The organism is Hymenobacter sublimis, from assembly GCF_023101345.1.
GTDB lineage: Bacteria > Bacteroidota > Bacteroidia > Cytophagales > Hymenobacteraceae > Hymenobacter > Hymenobacter sublimis.
The window spans coordinates 915,869-930,581 of record NZ_CP095848.1; the positions used below are offsets into that span (position 1 = coordinate 915,869).

General features: G+C 59.5%; 10 protein-coding genes. 6 read left to right on the forward strand and 4 right to left on the reverse strand.

Annotation, left to right across the window (positions count from 1 at the left end):
* Positions 1-24: 24 nt before the first annotated feature.
* From sbcD to MWH26_RS03965, 3 genes are all read right to left on the reverse strand, one after another.
* The gene (gene sbcD, locus MWH26_RS03955) at positions 25-1,257 is read right to left on the reverse strand and encodes an exonuclease subunit SbcD (protein ID WP_244695341.1); all 1,233 of its coding nucleotides are present in this window, start codon (positions 1,255-1,257) and stop codon (positions 25-27) included.
* Positions 1,258-1,371: 114 nt separating this feature from the next.
* Positions 1,372-1,716: a DUF6970 domain-containing protein gene (locus tag MWH26_RS03960; RefSeq protein ID WP_247976138.1), complete on the reverse strand. Its 345-nt coding sequence runs from the start codon at positions 1,714-1,716 to the stop codon at positions 1,372-1,374.
* A 114-nt stretch (positions 1,717-1,830) separates the two neighbouring features.
* The gene (locus MWH26_RS03965; RefSeq protein WP_247976139.1) at positions 1,831-3,213 is read right to left on the reverse strand and encodes an MBL fold metallo-hydrolase; all 1,383 of its coding nucleotides are present in this window, start codon (positions 3,211-3,213) and stop codon (positions 1,831-1,833) included.
* A gap of 686 nt (positions 3,214-3,899) precedes the next feature.
* Here MWH26_RS03965 and MWH26_RS03970 point away from each other — a divergent pair.
* Positions 3,900-5,480, forward strand: coding sequence for an amino acid permease (locus MWH26_RS03970; RefSeq protein ID WP_247976140.1), 1,581 nt, complete (start codon positions 3,900-3,902; stop codon positions 5,478-5,480).
* 326 nt (positions 5,481-5,806) lie between these two features.
* Here the strand turns inward: MWH26_RS03970 and MWH26_RS03975 are convergent, their stop codons facing one another.
* Positions 5,807-6,016 carry a hypervirulence associated TUDOR domain-containing protein gene (locus MWH26_RS03975; RefSeq protein WP_244695345.1) on the reverse strand — a complete coding sequence of 70 codons (210 nt, stop codon included), beginning with the start codon at positions 6,014-6,016 and terminating at the stop codon, positions 5,807-5,809.
* Between the two features lie 186 nt (positions 6,017-6,202).
* Between MWH26_RS03975 and MWH26_RS03980 the strand changes: the two genes are divergently transcribed.
* The 5 genes from MWH26_RS03980 to MWH26_RS04000 all read left to right on the forward strand — a co-directional run bounded on the left by MWH26_RS03980 (position 6,203) and on the right by MWH26_RS04000 (position 14,632).
* On the forward strand, positions 6,203-9,265 hold the full coding sequence (locus MWH26_RS03980) for an amidohydrolase family protein (RefSeq protein WP_247976141.1): 3,063 nt from the start codon (positions 6,203-6,205) through the stop codon (positions 9,263-9,265).
* Between the two features lie 181 nt (positions 9,266-9,446).
* Positions 9,447-10,751 carry an amidohydrolase family protein gene (locus tag MWH26_RS03985; protein ID WP_247976142.1) on the forward strand — a complete coding sequence of 435 codons (1,305 nt, stop codon included), beginning with the start codon at positions 9,447-9,449 and terminating at the stop codon, positions 10,749-10,751.
* 242 nt (positions 10,752-10,993) lie between these two features.
* Entirely contained in the window at positions 10,994-11,665 is a 672-nt protein-coding gene (locus MWH26_RS03990; RefSeq protein WP_247976143.1) for a response regulator, read from the forward strand.
* Positions 11,666-12,146: 481 nt separating this feature from the next.
* Positions 12,147-12,386 carry a hypothetical protein gene (locus MWH26_RS03995; protein WP_244695350.1) on the forward strand — a complete coding sequence of 80 codons (240 nt, stop codon included), beginning with the start codon at positions 12,147-12,149 and terminating at the stop codon, positions 12,384-12,386.
* A 203-nt stretch (positions 12,387-12,589) separates the two neighbouring features.
* Positions 12,590-14,632: an RICIN domain-containing protein gene (locus MWH26_RS04000; protein ID WP_247976144.1), complete on the forward strand. Its 2,043-nt coding sequence runs from the start codon at positions 12,590-12,592 to the stop codon at positions 14,630-14,632.
* The last annotated feature ends 81 nt before the right edge of the window (positions 14,633-14,713 follow it).

Sequence of the window (14,713 nt, forward strand, 5' to 3'; positions counted from 1 at the left end):
TGCGTGATATGTCCGTCCGCCTTCCTACATCCGCTCCAGCAACTCGTCGAAGGTGCGGAGTAGCTCGGCGCGGCTGGCCTCGGGCTCGGCTTCTAGGCGCTGCTCAAATACTTCGCGCTCCGTGAAATCGTGGAGGCTGCGGGTGAGGGGCGTATCGTCGGTTTCCTCGGCCTGCCCCAGGGCGCGGAGCTTGACTAGGCGGAAGTGACGGCGGGCCAGCACTTCCAGCTGCTGCCGGTCCAGGGCCTGAATCACGGTTAGTAGGGCATCGGCTACTTCCAGTTGGGTTAGCTCCGAATGAATCTGCACATCAGCCCAGGCGGGGAGGGGGTAGCCGGTGTTGTCGTAGGCTGTGAGCCCTTCCGTTACTTCCTGCAGGGTGCCGTGGAAACGCACCAGTCGCCGGGCGCCGGGCACCGGCAGGCTTTGCAGTTCCGTGAGCTTGCCGCCCTGAAAATCCAGCAGCAGTACTTCCTTGGGGTGGTCGATTTCCGAAAACGACAGCGGAATGGGCGAGCCCGAATAGCGGATATGCTCCCGGCCGCCTACCCGTTGCGGGCGGTGCAAATGCCCCAGGGCCACGTAATCGAACACGGCCGGGAAGTGGTCGGCCGTAATCTGGCCCAGGTTGCCCACGTGAATCGTGCGTTCCGAATCCGACGGGGCCGCGCCGGCCGCGTAGAGGTGGCCGGTCGCCAGCACGGGCAGGCCTAAGTCTTTGAGTTGCCAGACCTGCTCTACCTCGGCGCAACGGGCGTAGTGGTCGGCAATGCCCTGTTTGATGCGGGCTTCCCGTTCCTCGGCCGTCTCGCCGGGCACCGACAGGCGCACGTCCCGGTCGCGCAGAAAGGGCACGGCGCACACCACCAGGCCCGGTTTGCCCTGGGCATCATCCAGCACCAATACTTGCTCCTCGAAGCAGTCGGGCACGCAGCCCACCACGTGCACGCGCAGGTGGCGCAGCAAGCGGGCCGGGGCATTGAGGGTAGCCGGCGAGTCGTGGTTGCCTCCTACCACTACCACGTCGCGGCAGCCGGTGCCGCGCATGCTGAGCAAAAAGGAGTAGTACAGTTCCAGGGCCTGATTAGAGGGCGAGCCAGTGTCGAAAATGTCACCGGCTACCACCAGCACTTCTACCTGCTGCTCGCGCACGGTTTGCACTAGCCACTCCAGAAAGTGGCGGTGCTCGTCGGTTCGCTCGTGGCCCTGAATAAACCGCTGGCCTAGGTGCCAGTCGGCGGTGTGTAGTACGCGCATGACTACGAAGATACTCCGGCCGGCGGGAAGAAGAAAGCCCGGCGGGTTGCACCCAGCCAGCAGCCCTTAGCGGCGTGGCTGCGGCCCCTTCCGAGTCAGGCGGAAAAAGGAGCGTTATTTTTTCTCCCAAATCGTGCGCTTAAACTCGGCGGTGCTGAAATCCTGACCATTGATGCGGGTGTTACCAATAAAGCCGCCGAGGTAACCCAGCCGGTTGCATCCCTCATCTACCACCTCAGCGGAGCCGTCGGCAATGCAGTTACCTGGTTCGAATACAAACACCGTTTTGCCTTGAAAAAGGTATTCCTTAACGTAGGCGCCCTCCTCGCACGGCGACTCTCGCTCCAGGTTGATGGTTTTCTGTCGAATACAGCTGGGAGTGCCTTTCTCAATGTCAGTCTCATCACAAGCCGTACACAGCAGGGTAGGGGCTAGTAGTAAGTAGAACGCCTTTTTCATGTTAAGGAACCGGTTTCATGATAATGGAAAAGGCCAGAACCGTAGTCCTGGCCTTTGGGAGAGTATGGGTTGCGCCGAGAGGTTGCACCGGAACGCAAATGCCCGGACGCTGACTTATACGGTTGCCGATTGAGGCTGAAATGAGGTAATAGCTTCCCCCAGATCGTACACGGGCACCTCCGCCGGTAGGGCGGCCTGCAGAATGCTGGCCCCAGCCGCCGAGCGGTAGCCCCCAGCGCAATGTACCAGCACGGGTTTGGTGGTAGGCACCTCGTGGGCCCGCTCCCGCAGCTCCGGCAGCGGAATCAGCAGGGCGTTGTCGAAGATGGGCTGCTGGGCCTCCGTGCGGTTGCGGATGTCGACAATGGTGAAATCCTGGGGTTGCTGCCGAACGTGCTCTACATCGGTGGCGGGGCTGGTGACGGGCAGCTCGCGGGGCGTGAGCAAGGCGCCCTTGATGTTGCCCTCGTAGCCGATTTTAGCCGTTTTGCGAATGACTGTGTCTAAGGCAATCTGGGAGTCGGCAATCAGGTAAAACGGTTCCTGCGGCCCCACAATGGAGCCCAACCACGTTTCAAACTTGCCGCCGTCCATCAGGTTGATGGCCCCGGACAGGTGGCCCGCCCGAAATTCCTCGGCGGGGCGGGTGTCAATCAGTACTACCCCCGGCTCCAGCGGAATACCCGAGTGCAAGCGCGGCACCGCCCGGACGCTGTCCTCGAAGGAGGAAGCACCCTGCTTGTTGAGCAGTACATCGTGCCCGAAATACTTGGGCATAAACGGCTGATCCTCTAGCAGGACCTTAATAAACTCATCCTGCGACATGGGCTGCAGGGCGTAATTAGTTTTTAGCTCCTTGCCTATGGTGCTGTCCAGGTCGGGGCTGGTGGTTTTGCCGCAGAGCGAACCGGGGCCGTGGGCCGGGTACACACGGGTAGTGGCGGGCAGGGTCATGAGCTTCTGGCGGGTGCTCTGGTAGAGCTGGGCAGCCAGCTGTTCGCGGCTGTGGCCTCCTACGTTGTCATCCTCGCGCAGGTCGGGGCGGCCCACGTCGCCTACAAAAAGGGTGTCGCCGGTAAACACGGCGCGGGTTTGGCCCAGCTCATCCATGAGCAGCACGCTAATGGAATCGGGGGAGTGGCCGGGGGTGTTGAGGGCGTGCAGCTCTACGGAGCCGAGCGTGATGCGCTGCCCATCATCAAACGTCTGGTGGGGGTAGCTGGCCTTCACCAGCTTGCTGGCGTAAATGGTGGCTCCGGTTTCGCGCGCAATTTCTAGGTGGCTGCTAACGAAGTCGGCGTGGGGGTGGGTCTCGATGACGGCAATAATCGTAGCCTCGTGCTCGTCGGCGAAGTCGTAGTAAGGCTGGGGGTCGCGGGCCGGGTCGATGATGGCGACCTGGCGGTTGCTGCGGATGGCGTAGCTCGCGTGGGCCAGGCCTTTGTCGTAAAACTGCTGAATCTGTACCGAACCGGTACTACTAGGCAGAGGACTCATGGGGTGTTGGATGTGGTGGATGCCCGCAGGCCAGCTCAGCGGTGGCCGGAAGGCATATTCTCAAATATAAGCAAGAAGCAAAGCCAGCCTACAGCAAAGCGCAATATTAGCCCGGCAAAATAGTACTGTTGGGTTACAAAATGGGCCATTGCCGGGACCCAACGAGGGTAGTAAGTGGTCTGGTTCCGAAATGTTTCGGTTCGGCTGCCGGGCAGGTTTCCGGCGCCGTCGTGCCCGAAGAGGGTATTCTGCTAAAAAAGACCCCATCAAGCCGTCGAGGCTCCGAATACAACTAGTAATATGAGGTCAACTTTCCTCCGCGCACTTCCGGCTAGGCTAGGTAGCGGCCACGGGCGCGCAGGTGCTGCGGCCGGGCCAGGATGCCTAATGAGGTATTGGCTCCAGACAGTAAGGATGCCGCCTAAGTGCTAGCAGTCAGGCCACAAGTCGCAAGCAGAACAAGCAGCTTTTTCTATCAGAAAGAGTCTGTGAGGGAATTACGACTGGCGAAGAGTTAGCCTGCGGCCGAGTTTACCTGCGCAGCTAAAATCAGCCGGCCAACAGTCAGGGCCATGTCCGCAGTCCGGAGAAAGGGCTATATTCGGGCCACGTAGCCGCTTGCAGGCGGCTTTTTTTGCAAATTTCATAATCCCCTTCTCACTTTTCTTCTTCTCTCAATAACCTGTATGGCAAATATTTTCGCCAAAAAACCGCTGGCTGTGCTCTTGGGCGAAGCCAATTCATCCGGGCACGGCGCACTAAAGCGCACGCTGGGGGCGGGTAACCTTGTGGCCTTGGGCGTAGGCGCCATTATTGGGGCGGGCCTGTTTGTGCGCACGGCCAACGCCGCCGCCCAGGCCTCGGGCCCCGGCGTGACGCTGGCCTTCATTCTGGCGGCGTTCGGCTGCGTGTTTGCTGGTTTGTGCTACGCCGAGTTTGCGGCCATGATTCCAATTGCCGGCTCGGCCTACACCTACGCCTACACTACCATGGGCGAGTTTGTGGCCTGGGTTATTGGCTGGGCCTTGGTTATGGAATACGCCCTGGGTGCCGCTACCGTGAGTATCGCCTGGAGCGAGTACCTGAACAAGCTGCTGGAGGTCTTTGGCACCAGTATACCGTACAGTTTAAGCCACTCACCTTTTGAGCACGCCGTGGTAAACGGTGTAACGCAGCACGGCATTATCAACCTGCCGGCCCTGCTTATTATTGTGGCCCTGAGCCTGTTGTTGGTGAAAGGTACCCAGGAATCGGCCCTGTTCAATGCCGTTGTGGTGGTGCTCAAGACCCTCATCGTGCTGGTATTCATTGCCGTAGGCTGGCAGTTCGTCAACTCGGCCAACCACACGCCCTACCTGATTCCGGCTGATGCCGTGGTGAAAAATGCAGCCGGCGAAGTGGTGCGTACCTACGAGGGCTGGAATAAGCACGGCCTGGGCGGCGTACTAGGCGGCGCGGGCATTGTGTTCTTTGCCTTTATCGGTTTCGATGCTGTAAGCACGGCGGCGCAAGAGGCTAAAAACCCCAAACGCGACATGCCCATCGGCATCCTGGGCTCCTTGGGCATCTGCACTATCCTGTACATCCTGTTCGGTCACGTGCTGACCGGCGTGGCCAACTGGCGCGAATTTGCTGACCCAGCTGTGGGCGGCGAGGCATCCGTGGCCTACGCCATCCGGGCCCACATGCCCGGCTACTCCTGGCTGGCTACGGCCGTTACCATTGGTATTCTGCTGGGCTTCACGTCGGTAATGCTGGTAATGCTCATGGGCCAGAGCCGGGTGTTCTTCTCCATGGCTAAGGATGGCCTCATGCCGAAAGCCTTCTCGGTGTTGCATCCCAAGTTCAACACCCCCTACAAGTCTAACCTGATGCTGATGGTGTTCGTGGGTCTGTTCGCGGCCTTCGTGCCCGGTTCCCTGGCCGGCGACCTGACCTCCTTCGGGACCCTACTGGCCTTTGTGCTGGTAAGCATCGGAGTGTGGGTAATGCGCCGTTCCGATCCGTCGCAGCCCCGTCCGTTCCGTGCCCCGCTGTCCTCGCCCAGCTTCCCGCTGGTGCCCGTCATGGGCGCGCTGGTGTGCTCGGCCCTGATTATTGGCTTGGATTCGTTTACCCTGAAAGTAGCTATGGGCTGGATGCTGCTTGGCTTTATCGTCTACTTTATCTACGGTAAGAGAAACTCCAAGCTGCAGCAAGGCATCGTGGTAGTGCCCACCGAAATGGAGGAGCAAGCCTTTATTGAGCCTGATCCTAAGAATGCCTAAAGTGCATTAGCTCACAACAAAAAAAGCCCCACCGATAATTCGGTGGGGCTTTTTTGTTCCGGAAGGAGTTAAAACTATACCAGATGCTGTCATCTAAAGCGGGTAGAAAGCAAGTAGAAAGACCGTCATAGCGTAGCGAGGCATCTCGCGTGCTGACGTTGGAATGGTACTTCAACGATTTGAGCGAGATGCTTCGGCTGCGCCTCTGCATGACAAATTTCAAACACGCTCGAACACACGTGTCATTCCGAGCAGAGCGAGGAATCTGGGTTTACCGCTAGAAGGCCAACCCAGATTCCTCGCTTCGTTCGGAATGACACGGCCTGCTACTTTGCCGGTTTTACCTCGCTTTGGAGCTTGAGCACCTTGTCGCCATTTTCTTGCACGATGAGAAAAGCGGGGTTGTCCGGGGTGCCGTGGCGGGTGATTTCGGCGCCTTGCAGCTTCTTCGTGACGGACTCTTTGTGGGTCTCCTCAATTTTGCCGGTAGCGGTGCCCGTGCCGTATTTCCAGGTTACTTGGGTGCCTTTGCGCATAAGATGGTGGATTTGTCGGGTTTTGGTGCGTAGTTAGGTCGTCATTCAGGCATACTGTCGCGGTGCAACTCTGGTTGCTCCAGGTGCTTCTTTCCTAGCCCATCAGCGAGCAAGCCGCGGCCGCACTTGATGGACCATTACCTCACACGCTTTCATTTCCTCCTATTCCACCTACTTCTACTACCCATGCACATTGATCTTCGCCGGCTGGGGCTAGCCGGCGGGCTCGTGGCCGGCAGCCTCTCGGCGACCCAGGCCCAGCAGCCCGCTACCTTCCCGCGCAACGGCGTCTACGACCAGCGCCCGGGCGTCTACGCCTTCACGCACGCCACTATTTTCACCGATTACAAAACCCGCCTTCAAGATGCTACCCTGCTCATTCGGGACGGGAAAGTAGAAGCCGTGGGTACCAAGGTGAAAATCCCGGCCGGGGCCGTGGTCCAGGACCTAAAGGGTCGCTTCATCTACCCCGGTTTCGTGGATTTGTACGCTTCCTACGGGGTGCCCGAGGTGAAAGCCCCCGAGCGCCAGGGCCGCCGTGCCGGCCCCCAGATAGAAAGCACCAAAGCCGGAGCCTACGACTGGAACCAAGCTGTGCACCCCGAAGTAAACGCCGCCGAGCTGTTCAAAGTCAACGCCGACCAGGCCGACGCCTACCGCCGCCTGGGCTTCGGGGCGGTGCTCACCCACCAGCCCGACGGCATAGTGCGAGGCACGGCCGCGTTGGTGAGCCTGAACACTACCCGCCGCGAAAGTGAGGTGCTGCTCCAGGACCGTGCCGCCGCTACTTTCAGCTTCGACAAGGGCAGTAGCACCCAGGACTACCCCTCGTCCCTGATGGGTAGTATTGCCCTGCTGCGCCAGAGCTACCTCGATGCGGACTGGAACCAGCGCAACCCCGCCCGCGAGCAAAACCTCTCGCTGCGGGCCCTGAATCAGCAGCGCAGTCTGCCGGCCATTTTTGAGGTGCGCGACAAGCTCAACGCCCTGCGGGCCGATAAGCTCGGCGACGAGTTTGGGGTGCAGTACATCATCAAAGGCCGCGGCGACGAATACCAGCGCGTAAATGACCTCAAGGCCACCAAGGCCCCGCTCATCCTGACCCTGAACTTCCCCGACGCCTACCAGGTAGACGACGTGTACGACGCCGCGCGCGTAAGCCTGCAGGAGCTGAAGCACTGGGAAATGGCGCCCGCCAACGCGGCTATGCTGGCCAAGGCCGGCGTGCCCTTCGCTTTTTCCGCTGCCGACCTCAAGGACAAAAAGAAGTTTCTGCCCAACCTGCGCAAAGCCGTGCAGTACGGCCTCTCGGAGGAGCAGGCCCTGCAGGCCCTCACGGCTACCCCCGCCGCGCTGGTAAAGGTGCAGGATAGGGTAGGGGCCCTGCGCCCTGGCATGGAAGCCAACTTCCTGGTGTGCTCGGGCCGCCTGCTCGCCGATGATAACGTGCTGCTGGACAACTGGGTGCAGGGCGAGCGGTACCAGCTCAGCACCATCCCGGCGGATTACCGCGGCGTGTACTCCCTACAAGTGGGCACGCAGCCGGAAATGAAGCTGCTGCTGGCCGGCAAGCCCGAAGCGCCCGAACTGAAAATTGCCAAAGCCCCCGGCGACACGGTGAAAGGCTCTCTGAGTGTGAATGGGGAACTGGCTACCCTCGTCTTCAATCCCACGCCCAAAACCAAAGGCAGCGGAGCCATCCGCCTCAGCGGCTACTACACCGCCGAGAGCCGCACCTTCCAGGGCGACGGCCAGCTCCCGGACGCTACCAGCGTGAAGTGGACGGCCCGCCGCCTGGAAGAAGCCAGCCGTGCCGCCCGCCGCGACTCCGTGAAGGCGCCCGTGCCGCCCCAGTTGGGCCAGGTGCAGTATCCCTTCGTGGCTTATGGCCGCGCGGAAGTGCCCGCCCAGCAAACCGTTCTGATTAAAAACACTACCGTGTGGACTAGCGAGGCGGCCGGCAAGCTCGAAAACACCGATGTGCTGCTGCAAAACGGCAAAATCACGAAGATTGGCCGCAACCTCTCCGTGCCCAGCGAAGGCCGCAGCATTGATGGCACCGGCAAGCACCTCACGCCCGGCATTATCGATGAGCACTCCCACATTGCCATTTCCGAGGGCGTGAATGAAGGCACCCAGTCGGTAACGTCCGAGGTGCGGATCAGTGACGTGGTGGACCCCGAGGACGTGGACGTGTACCGCGACCTGGCCGGTGGGGTAGTGGCGGCTCAGCTCCTACACGGCTCGGCCAACCCGATTGGGGGGCAGTCGGCCCTGATTAAGATGCGCTGGGGCATGACGCCGGAGCAAATGAAAATTGCCGGCGCACCGGGCTTTATCAAGTTTGCTCTCGGCGAGAACGTCAAGCAAAGTAACTGGGGCGAGCTGAACGTGGTGCGCTTCCCGCAAACCCGCATGGGTACCGAGCAGGTGTTCGTGGATGCCTTTACCCGCGCCAAGGAGTACGAGCAGGAGTGGAAGGCCTGGAACAAGCTCAGCAAAGGCAAGCAGAAGAAGGGCGAGGCCCCGCGCCGCGACCTAGAGCTGGAGGCCCTAGTAGAAATCCTGAACCGCCAGCGCTTCATCACTTGCCACAGCTACGTGCAGTCCGAAATCAACATGCTCATGAACGTGTCGGACCGCATGGGCTTCCCGGTGAATACCTTCACCCACATCCTGGAAGGCTACAAAGTGGCCGACAAGATGAAGCAGCGCAACATCAACGCCAGCACTTTCTCCGACTGGTGGGCCTACAAAAACGAAGTGCGCGACGCCATTCCCTACAACGCCGGCATCATGCACGACGTGGGCCTGAACGTGGCCATTAACTCTGACGACGCCGAAATGAGCCGCCGCCTCAACCAGGAAGCGGCCAAAATGGTGAAGTATAGTAACCTCTCTGAGGAAGAGGCCCTGAAGCTGGTGACCATCAACCCGGCCAAAATGCTGCACCTAGACCAGAACATGGGCAGCATCAAGGAGGGCAAGGACGCCGACGTAGTGCTCTGGACCGATAACCCCCTGAGCGTGTACGCCCGCGCTGAGCGCACCTTCGTGGATGGCCGCGAGCTGTTCAGCCTGGAAACCGACCAGCAGCTACGCCAGCAGATGCAGCAGGAGCGCCTGCGCATCGTCCAGAAAATGCTGGACGCCAAGAAAGGCGGCGCCGCTACCCAGCTACCCACCGCCAAGCCCAACAAGCACTACCACTGCGACACCATGGGTGAGGAAAAAGAACTGGACCAGTAAAAAACGAATTGCCTAACGTGTGCCTCACCCCTAGCCCCTCTCCAGGTGGAGAGGAGCACTAGCTTCTAACTAGAGCCTCTTGCCCCTTCTAGAAAAGGCTAGCTCTAAAAAGCTAAAAACTAGTTCCCCTCTCCACCCGGAGAGGGGCTAGGGGTGAGGCTCCCATCAGAACATCAACTCCATGAAACATATACTTCTTTCCCTGGCGCTGCTAACAGCTACCCCCGCGCTGGCGCAGGTACCGGCCCCCGCGCCGGCCCAAAGCAAGCCGGTACTGCTGCTCGGTGGCACCCTGCACGTGGGCAACGGCACGTTAGTACCCGATGCTGCCGTGGCCTTTGATAAAGGCCGCATTACCTACGCCGGCGCCCAGGGTAGTTTCAGCCAGGACCGCGCCGCTTACGAGGTTATCGACGTGAAAGGCCAGCAGATTTACCCCGGCCTGATTCTGCCTAACTCCACCCTGGGTCTCACGGAAGTAGAGGCCATTCGCGCTACGGTGGATGAGCGGGAGGTAGGCGAGTTCAACCCCAACGTGCGCAGCCTCATTGCCTATAACACCGACTCCGATATTCTGCCGACGGTGCGTACCAACGGGGTGTTACTGGCGCAAGTAACGCCCCGCGGCGGCATCCTTTCGGGCCAGAGCAGCGTGGTGCAGCTGGACGCCTGGAACTGGCAAGACGCCCAGGTAAAGGCCGATGACGGGCTGCACCTGAACTGGCCGGTAATGATTATCAAAACCAATCCCAACGACGACGCCCAGGTGCTGGAGCGCCGCGAAAAAGCCCGGCAGGAGCAATTGCGCCAACTGGAAAGCCTACTCACCGAGGCCAGCGCCTACCGCCAGCAGCCTGCCGGCCGCAAAGAAAACCTGCGCCTAACGTCCTTGGCCGGCCTCTTCGACGGCTCCAAAACCTTGTTCATTCACGCCGACTATGGCAAGGAGCTAATAGAAGCAGTGCGCTTTGCCAAGCGGCTGGGCGTGCAGAAGGTAACGGTAGTAGGCGCCCGCGACGCCTGGATGATGCTCGACTTTCTCAAGCAGAACAACGTAGCGGTGGTGTTGTCCCGCATCCATGCCCTACCCCGCCGCGAGGGCGACGACTACGACCAGCCCTACCGCCTGCCTAGCCTGCTCCAGCAAGCCGGTATTCGGTATTGCCTTGATTATGAGGGCTCCCAGGAAACCTCCGGGTCCCGGAACCTGGCCTTCATTGCGGGTACTGCCGCCGGCTACGGCCTCACGAAAGAACAAGCTCTGGAGGCCATTACCCTGAGCCCGGCCCGCATCCTGGGCATCGACAAAGACTTTGGCTCCCTGGAAGCGGGCAAGAGTGCTACCCTGCTCATCAGCCGCGGCGACCTGCTCGACATGCGCACCAACGACGTAACCCGCGCCTGGATTGACGGCCGCGCCTTCCGCCTCGATACCAAGCAAACCTACCTGCGCGACAAGTTCAAGGACAAGTACGGGCTGAAATAGAGAGTAGTAGCTTCCTTGCCTAGCATGGCGCGGAGCGTAGTGGTTTTGCCTAAGTTGGCCGTAAGGCGGCTTGGGGGCCAGTATGCTCCGCGCTATGCTTATAAGCCGGTTTAGCGGCGTCAAACTATTATAATATATTCTTGTTCTTATATTGACGATCAAGGAGGATTATAGTATCTTTCTTTGTACCTCATGGGCCTTACCTCGCCCGAAAAAATACAGTGCACTGCCACTGTGCCGCTATGCCTGAACCCCTACCTGCGGAAGAAACAATCTCACTTTTGCTGGTGGATGACCATCCGGTGGTGGTTGAAGGTATAAAAGGACTGCTCCGGCCCGAAACGGGCTTACAAGTGGTAGCGCAGGCGTACAGCGGAATCGAAGCACTAAGCATTCTGGCGGACCAGCACCCAACTATTCAAGTAGCCGTTCTGGATTTGAACATGCCCGAAATGTCGGGTATTGAGTTGGCGCGGGTTATTCGCTCGCGCTGGCCCCATATTCGGGTGCTAATTCTGAGCATGTTCCACGACCACGCGACGGTAGCGGAAATGCTGGAAGCTGGCGGCTCGGGCTACGTGCTTAAAACTGCCAACCGCGCCGAATTAAGCGAAGCTATTCGCCAGGTAGCCCTGGGCCGCAGCTACTTCAGCCACGATGTAGCGGCTACCCTGCTCCAGAACATGCACATTCCGGCGGCGCTGGAAGGCAGCCGCCCAGCCGAACTGACTGGCAGGGAGCGGGAAATTTTACAGCTAATTGCGCAGGAATATTCCAACCAGGCCATTGCCGAGGCCTTGTTTATCAGCGAGCGTACCGTGGAAACTCACCGGCGCAACCTGTTTACCAAAACCAATTCCAAGTCGGTGGTGGGGTTGATTCAGTACGCGCTGCGCCACAAGTTGATATCGTAATATAGCGGCCAATACCGCGTAGGGGCAGGTAATGTGCAATAATCCTGTTAGGAGTATATAGGGATATATGCAGGTTTAATTGGACAACAAAAGCTAGCAAACGAGCGAAGATTTGGCGCAGGCTCACCGGCTAGTAAGCACAGTGGGGCTCAACCCGGATAACGAGGTAGGAAAGGCAGCTGTAAGTACGCGCAGTAGTTTCAAAAACGGCCTTCAAGCTGCTGTAATGTGTTTATTGAGCGTAAGAAGTGGTGATTGAGACTGGCAGTTTTCAATTAAAATATAGAACGGAAGAAGGCAGGCGAAATATCCGTACTAGTACGGAGGTAAAATCAGGGGTGCTACTGATTTACATTTTAAGGAGAAAAAATATACCTTAGCATCGTTCAATCAAATGATAATATGTTTATATTTGATCTGACAAAAAGCCGCCTTAACGCGCTTAAATGCAGTTTTTTCTCACTTAACCACAGATTGACCCGTGTCTAAACATCTAACTGCTAACGAAAAACAAGCCATGCCGTCCAAGATTCTCTCCTTTATCTGCCATGTGCCCGGGATGGCTCCCGGCGCTTACCCTGCCGTTCCTACCAGTTCTTCGGCAAGCCACAACCACAAGCCCGCGGAGCGCAAATCAGATACCAAGGCTGGGGGTGGGCACTTCACCGCCATCTACGAAAACGACCGGTTTGTTCGCTTCAAGTACATCAACAACAACTAGGCGGTTGTACCTACCGCCCCAGGCCCAAATAATCTAGCCTCTGCTGCCTGCCGTATATGACGCCAGCGGCAGAACCCTATCGCACAATTCCACACCAAAAGGCGCTGCTTTCCCGTTGAGGAGAGCAGCGCCTTTTCGCGCTATTGCCGGGGCCGCGCAAATTTCTCGGCTAACTTGCGCCCCGGTTCATCCGTTTTGCGTGCATGACAACTCCGCTGTTTCGCTTGGTAGTGCCGTTGTGGGCATTGCTTTTCCTTGCCTCGCCTTCCCTTTTCGCTCAGGCAACCTTTGTTCCTGATGAGCGCGCGTGGTACGGCGTTATTGCCCGCAGTAGCGGCCGCTCCCTGGACATCAGCAACGCCTCCACTGAGGCCGGCGCTACGGGTATTCAGTGGGAATTTACGCACGCTAACAGCCAGCAGTGGCGCTTTGTGCCGGCAGCCACGGGCAGCGACTTTTACCGCATTGAGGCCCGGCACAGCGGCAAGTGTCTTACCCTGGAAAAGCCCGATGAAAACGCTCCCCTGGTGCAGCGCCCCTGGACGGGCAGCTTTTACCAGCAGTGGAAGCTAGTGCCCTCGGGGCCCATCGGGAGCTTTATTCTGGTGAGTCGGGGCAACGATAAATGCGCGTCCCTGGCCGCGGCCGATAAGTTTAACGGCACTCCCGTGGTAGGCCAGCGCGTGCAAAACCGCGCCACCCAGCAATGGAAGCTGTTCAAGCTTCGGCTTAACGTGGACAATAGCCAGCCCGGTTTTGGGGCCCCCGAGCCATTGGCCAGCCTGAATACGCCCGGCGGCAACGAGCTGCAGCCCGTGCTAGCCCCCGATGGCCGCGCCCTGTACTTTGTGCGCACTCGTTACGCCGGCAACACGGAAGGCGTAACCGAATCCGGCGACATCTGGGTGAGCACCTCCGCCGACGAGGGCCGCAGCTGGGGCCCTGCTACCCGCCTCGATGCCCTAAATACTACCCAGCACAACGGCGTAATGGCCATTACCAACGCAGGCAAAACCTTGCTGCTGCGGGGCCATTACGAACGGGACGGTTCGTTTCGGGATGAGGGCCTGAGCCAAGTGGCGCGGGGTGCCACTGGAAAAAGTGGGCATCCGGTGCCCCTGGACATTGCCAACTACTACTCGGCGGCCCCCGCTACGTCCTTCTTCATGACGCCCGACGAGAAAATTCTGCTGCTTTCCTTGGAGCGCGGCGACTCTCAGGGCGGCAACGACCTGTACCTGAGTCGGCCCGGGGTTGATGGCATTTGGAATGACCCGGTCAGCCTAGGCGCCGTTATCAATTCTCCTGGTTTCGACTTTGCTCCCTGGCTGGCTCCCGATGGCAAGACGCTGTACTTCAGCTCCTACGGCCACGCCGGCTACGGCAGCGCCGATATCTTCGTCAGCCAACGCCTCGACGACTCCTGGACCCGCTGGAGCGAGCCGCGCAACGTAGGTGCCCCCCTGAATGGCCCCGGCTTCGATGCCTACCTAAGCCTTTCCGCCGATGGCAAGCAGGCGTATTATGCTGCCTCGCGCACGGCCAACGGCCCCGCCGATTTGTTTCGCACGGTGACGGGGGTAGCCCCGAGCGACACGGCCCGCCCCGCTCCGCCCGAGCCTGTAGCTCCCGCCGTGGCCGCTCGTACCCTGCTAACGGGGCGGACCCTGGATGCCAAAACGCGGCAGCCCCTGGCCACGGAAGTGAAAGCCATTCGGCTGGGTAACGACTTGGCTTTCAACGCCACGGCCCGCACCGATGTGGCGGGAGGCAATTACCAGCTTACGCTGCCGCCCGGCCGCTACCGCCTGCTGGCTTCGCGCGCGGGCTACCTCACGGCCACCGATACGGTTACGATGAGCGGCTCCCGCGCCCTGGAGTTGCTGCTGGTGCCGGCCGCCGTGGGCTCCAGTCTGGAATTGCCAACGCTAATCTTCGCCCAGGGCAAATACAACCTGCTGCCCGCTTCCTACACTGAACTGAACCGCCTAGCTCGCACTCTGCAGGACAACCCCACGGTCAATATTCGCCTGGAGGGCCACACCGATAACCAGGGCCGGCCCGACCTGAACGTGAAGCTCTCCGAGGAGCGTGTGGCCGAGGTGAAGCGCTACCTCGTGACGCGCGGCATCCCCACCACTCGCATCAGCACCATTGGCTACGGCGGCAGCCGCCCCCGGGCATCCAACGAAAAAGAGGAAACCCGCAAGCTGAATCGGCGCGTAGAGTTTACGATTGTGAAGTAGGGTCTTGGGAATGGAGGGCCTTGGTTATAACGCTTGTTTGTCCATGACTGACTGTCAGATTCAAAGCAATAGCAATCGGTG

Excerpts from the sequence above, each read along its gene's own strand:
- MWH26_RS04000 (WP_247976144.1), top strand. The coding sequence starts at position 12,590 with ATGACAACTCCGCTGTTTCGCTTGGTAGTGCCGTTGTGGGCATTGCTT.
- MWH26_RS03975 (WP_244695345.1), bottom strand. The coding sequence starts at position 6,016 with ATGCGCAAAGGCACCCAAGTAACCTGGAAATACGGCACGGGCACCGCT.
- MWH26_RS03990 (WP_247976143.1), top strand. The coding sequence starts at position 10,994 with ATGCCTGAACCCCTACCTGCGGAAGAAACAATCTCACTTTTGCTGGTG.
- MWH26_RS03965 (WP_247976139.1), bottom strand. The coding sequence starts at position 3,213 with ATGAGTCCTCTGCCTAGTAGTACCGGTTCGGTACAGATTCAGCAGTTT.
- MWH26_RS03970 (WP_247976140.1), top strand. The coding sequence starts at position 3,900 with ATGGCAAATATTTTCGCCAAAAAACCGCTGGCTGTGCTCTTGGGCGAA.
- MWH26_RS03980 (WP_247976141.1), top strand. The coding sequence starts at position 6,203 with ATGCACATTGATCTTCGCCGGCTGGGGCTAGCCGGCGGGCTCGTGGCC.
- sbcD (WP_244695341.1), bottom strand. The coding sequence starts at position 1,257 with ATGCGCGTACTACACACCGCCGACTGGCACCTAGGCCAGCGGTTTATT.
- MWH26_RS03960 (WP_247976138.1), bottom strand. The coding sequence starts at position 1,716 with ATGAAAAAGGCGTTCTACTTACTACTAGCCCCTACCCTGCTGTGTACG.
- MWH26_RS03985 (WP_247976142.1), top strand. The coding sequence starts at position 9,447 with ATGAAACATATACTTCTTTCCCTGGCGCTGCTAACAGCTACCCCCGCG.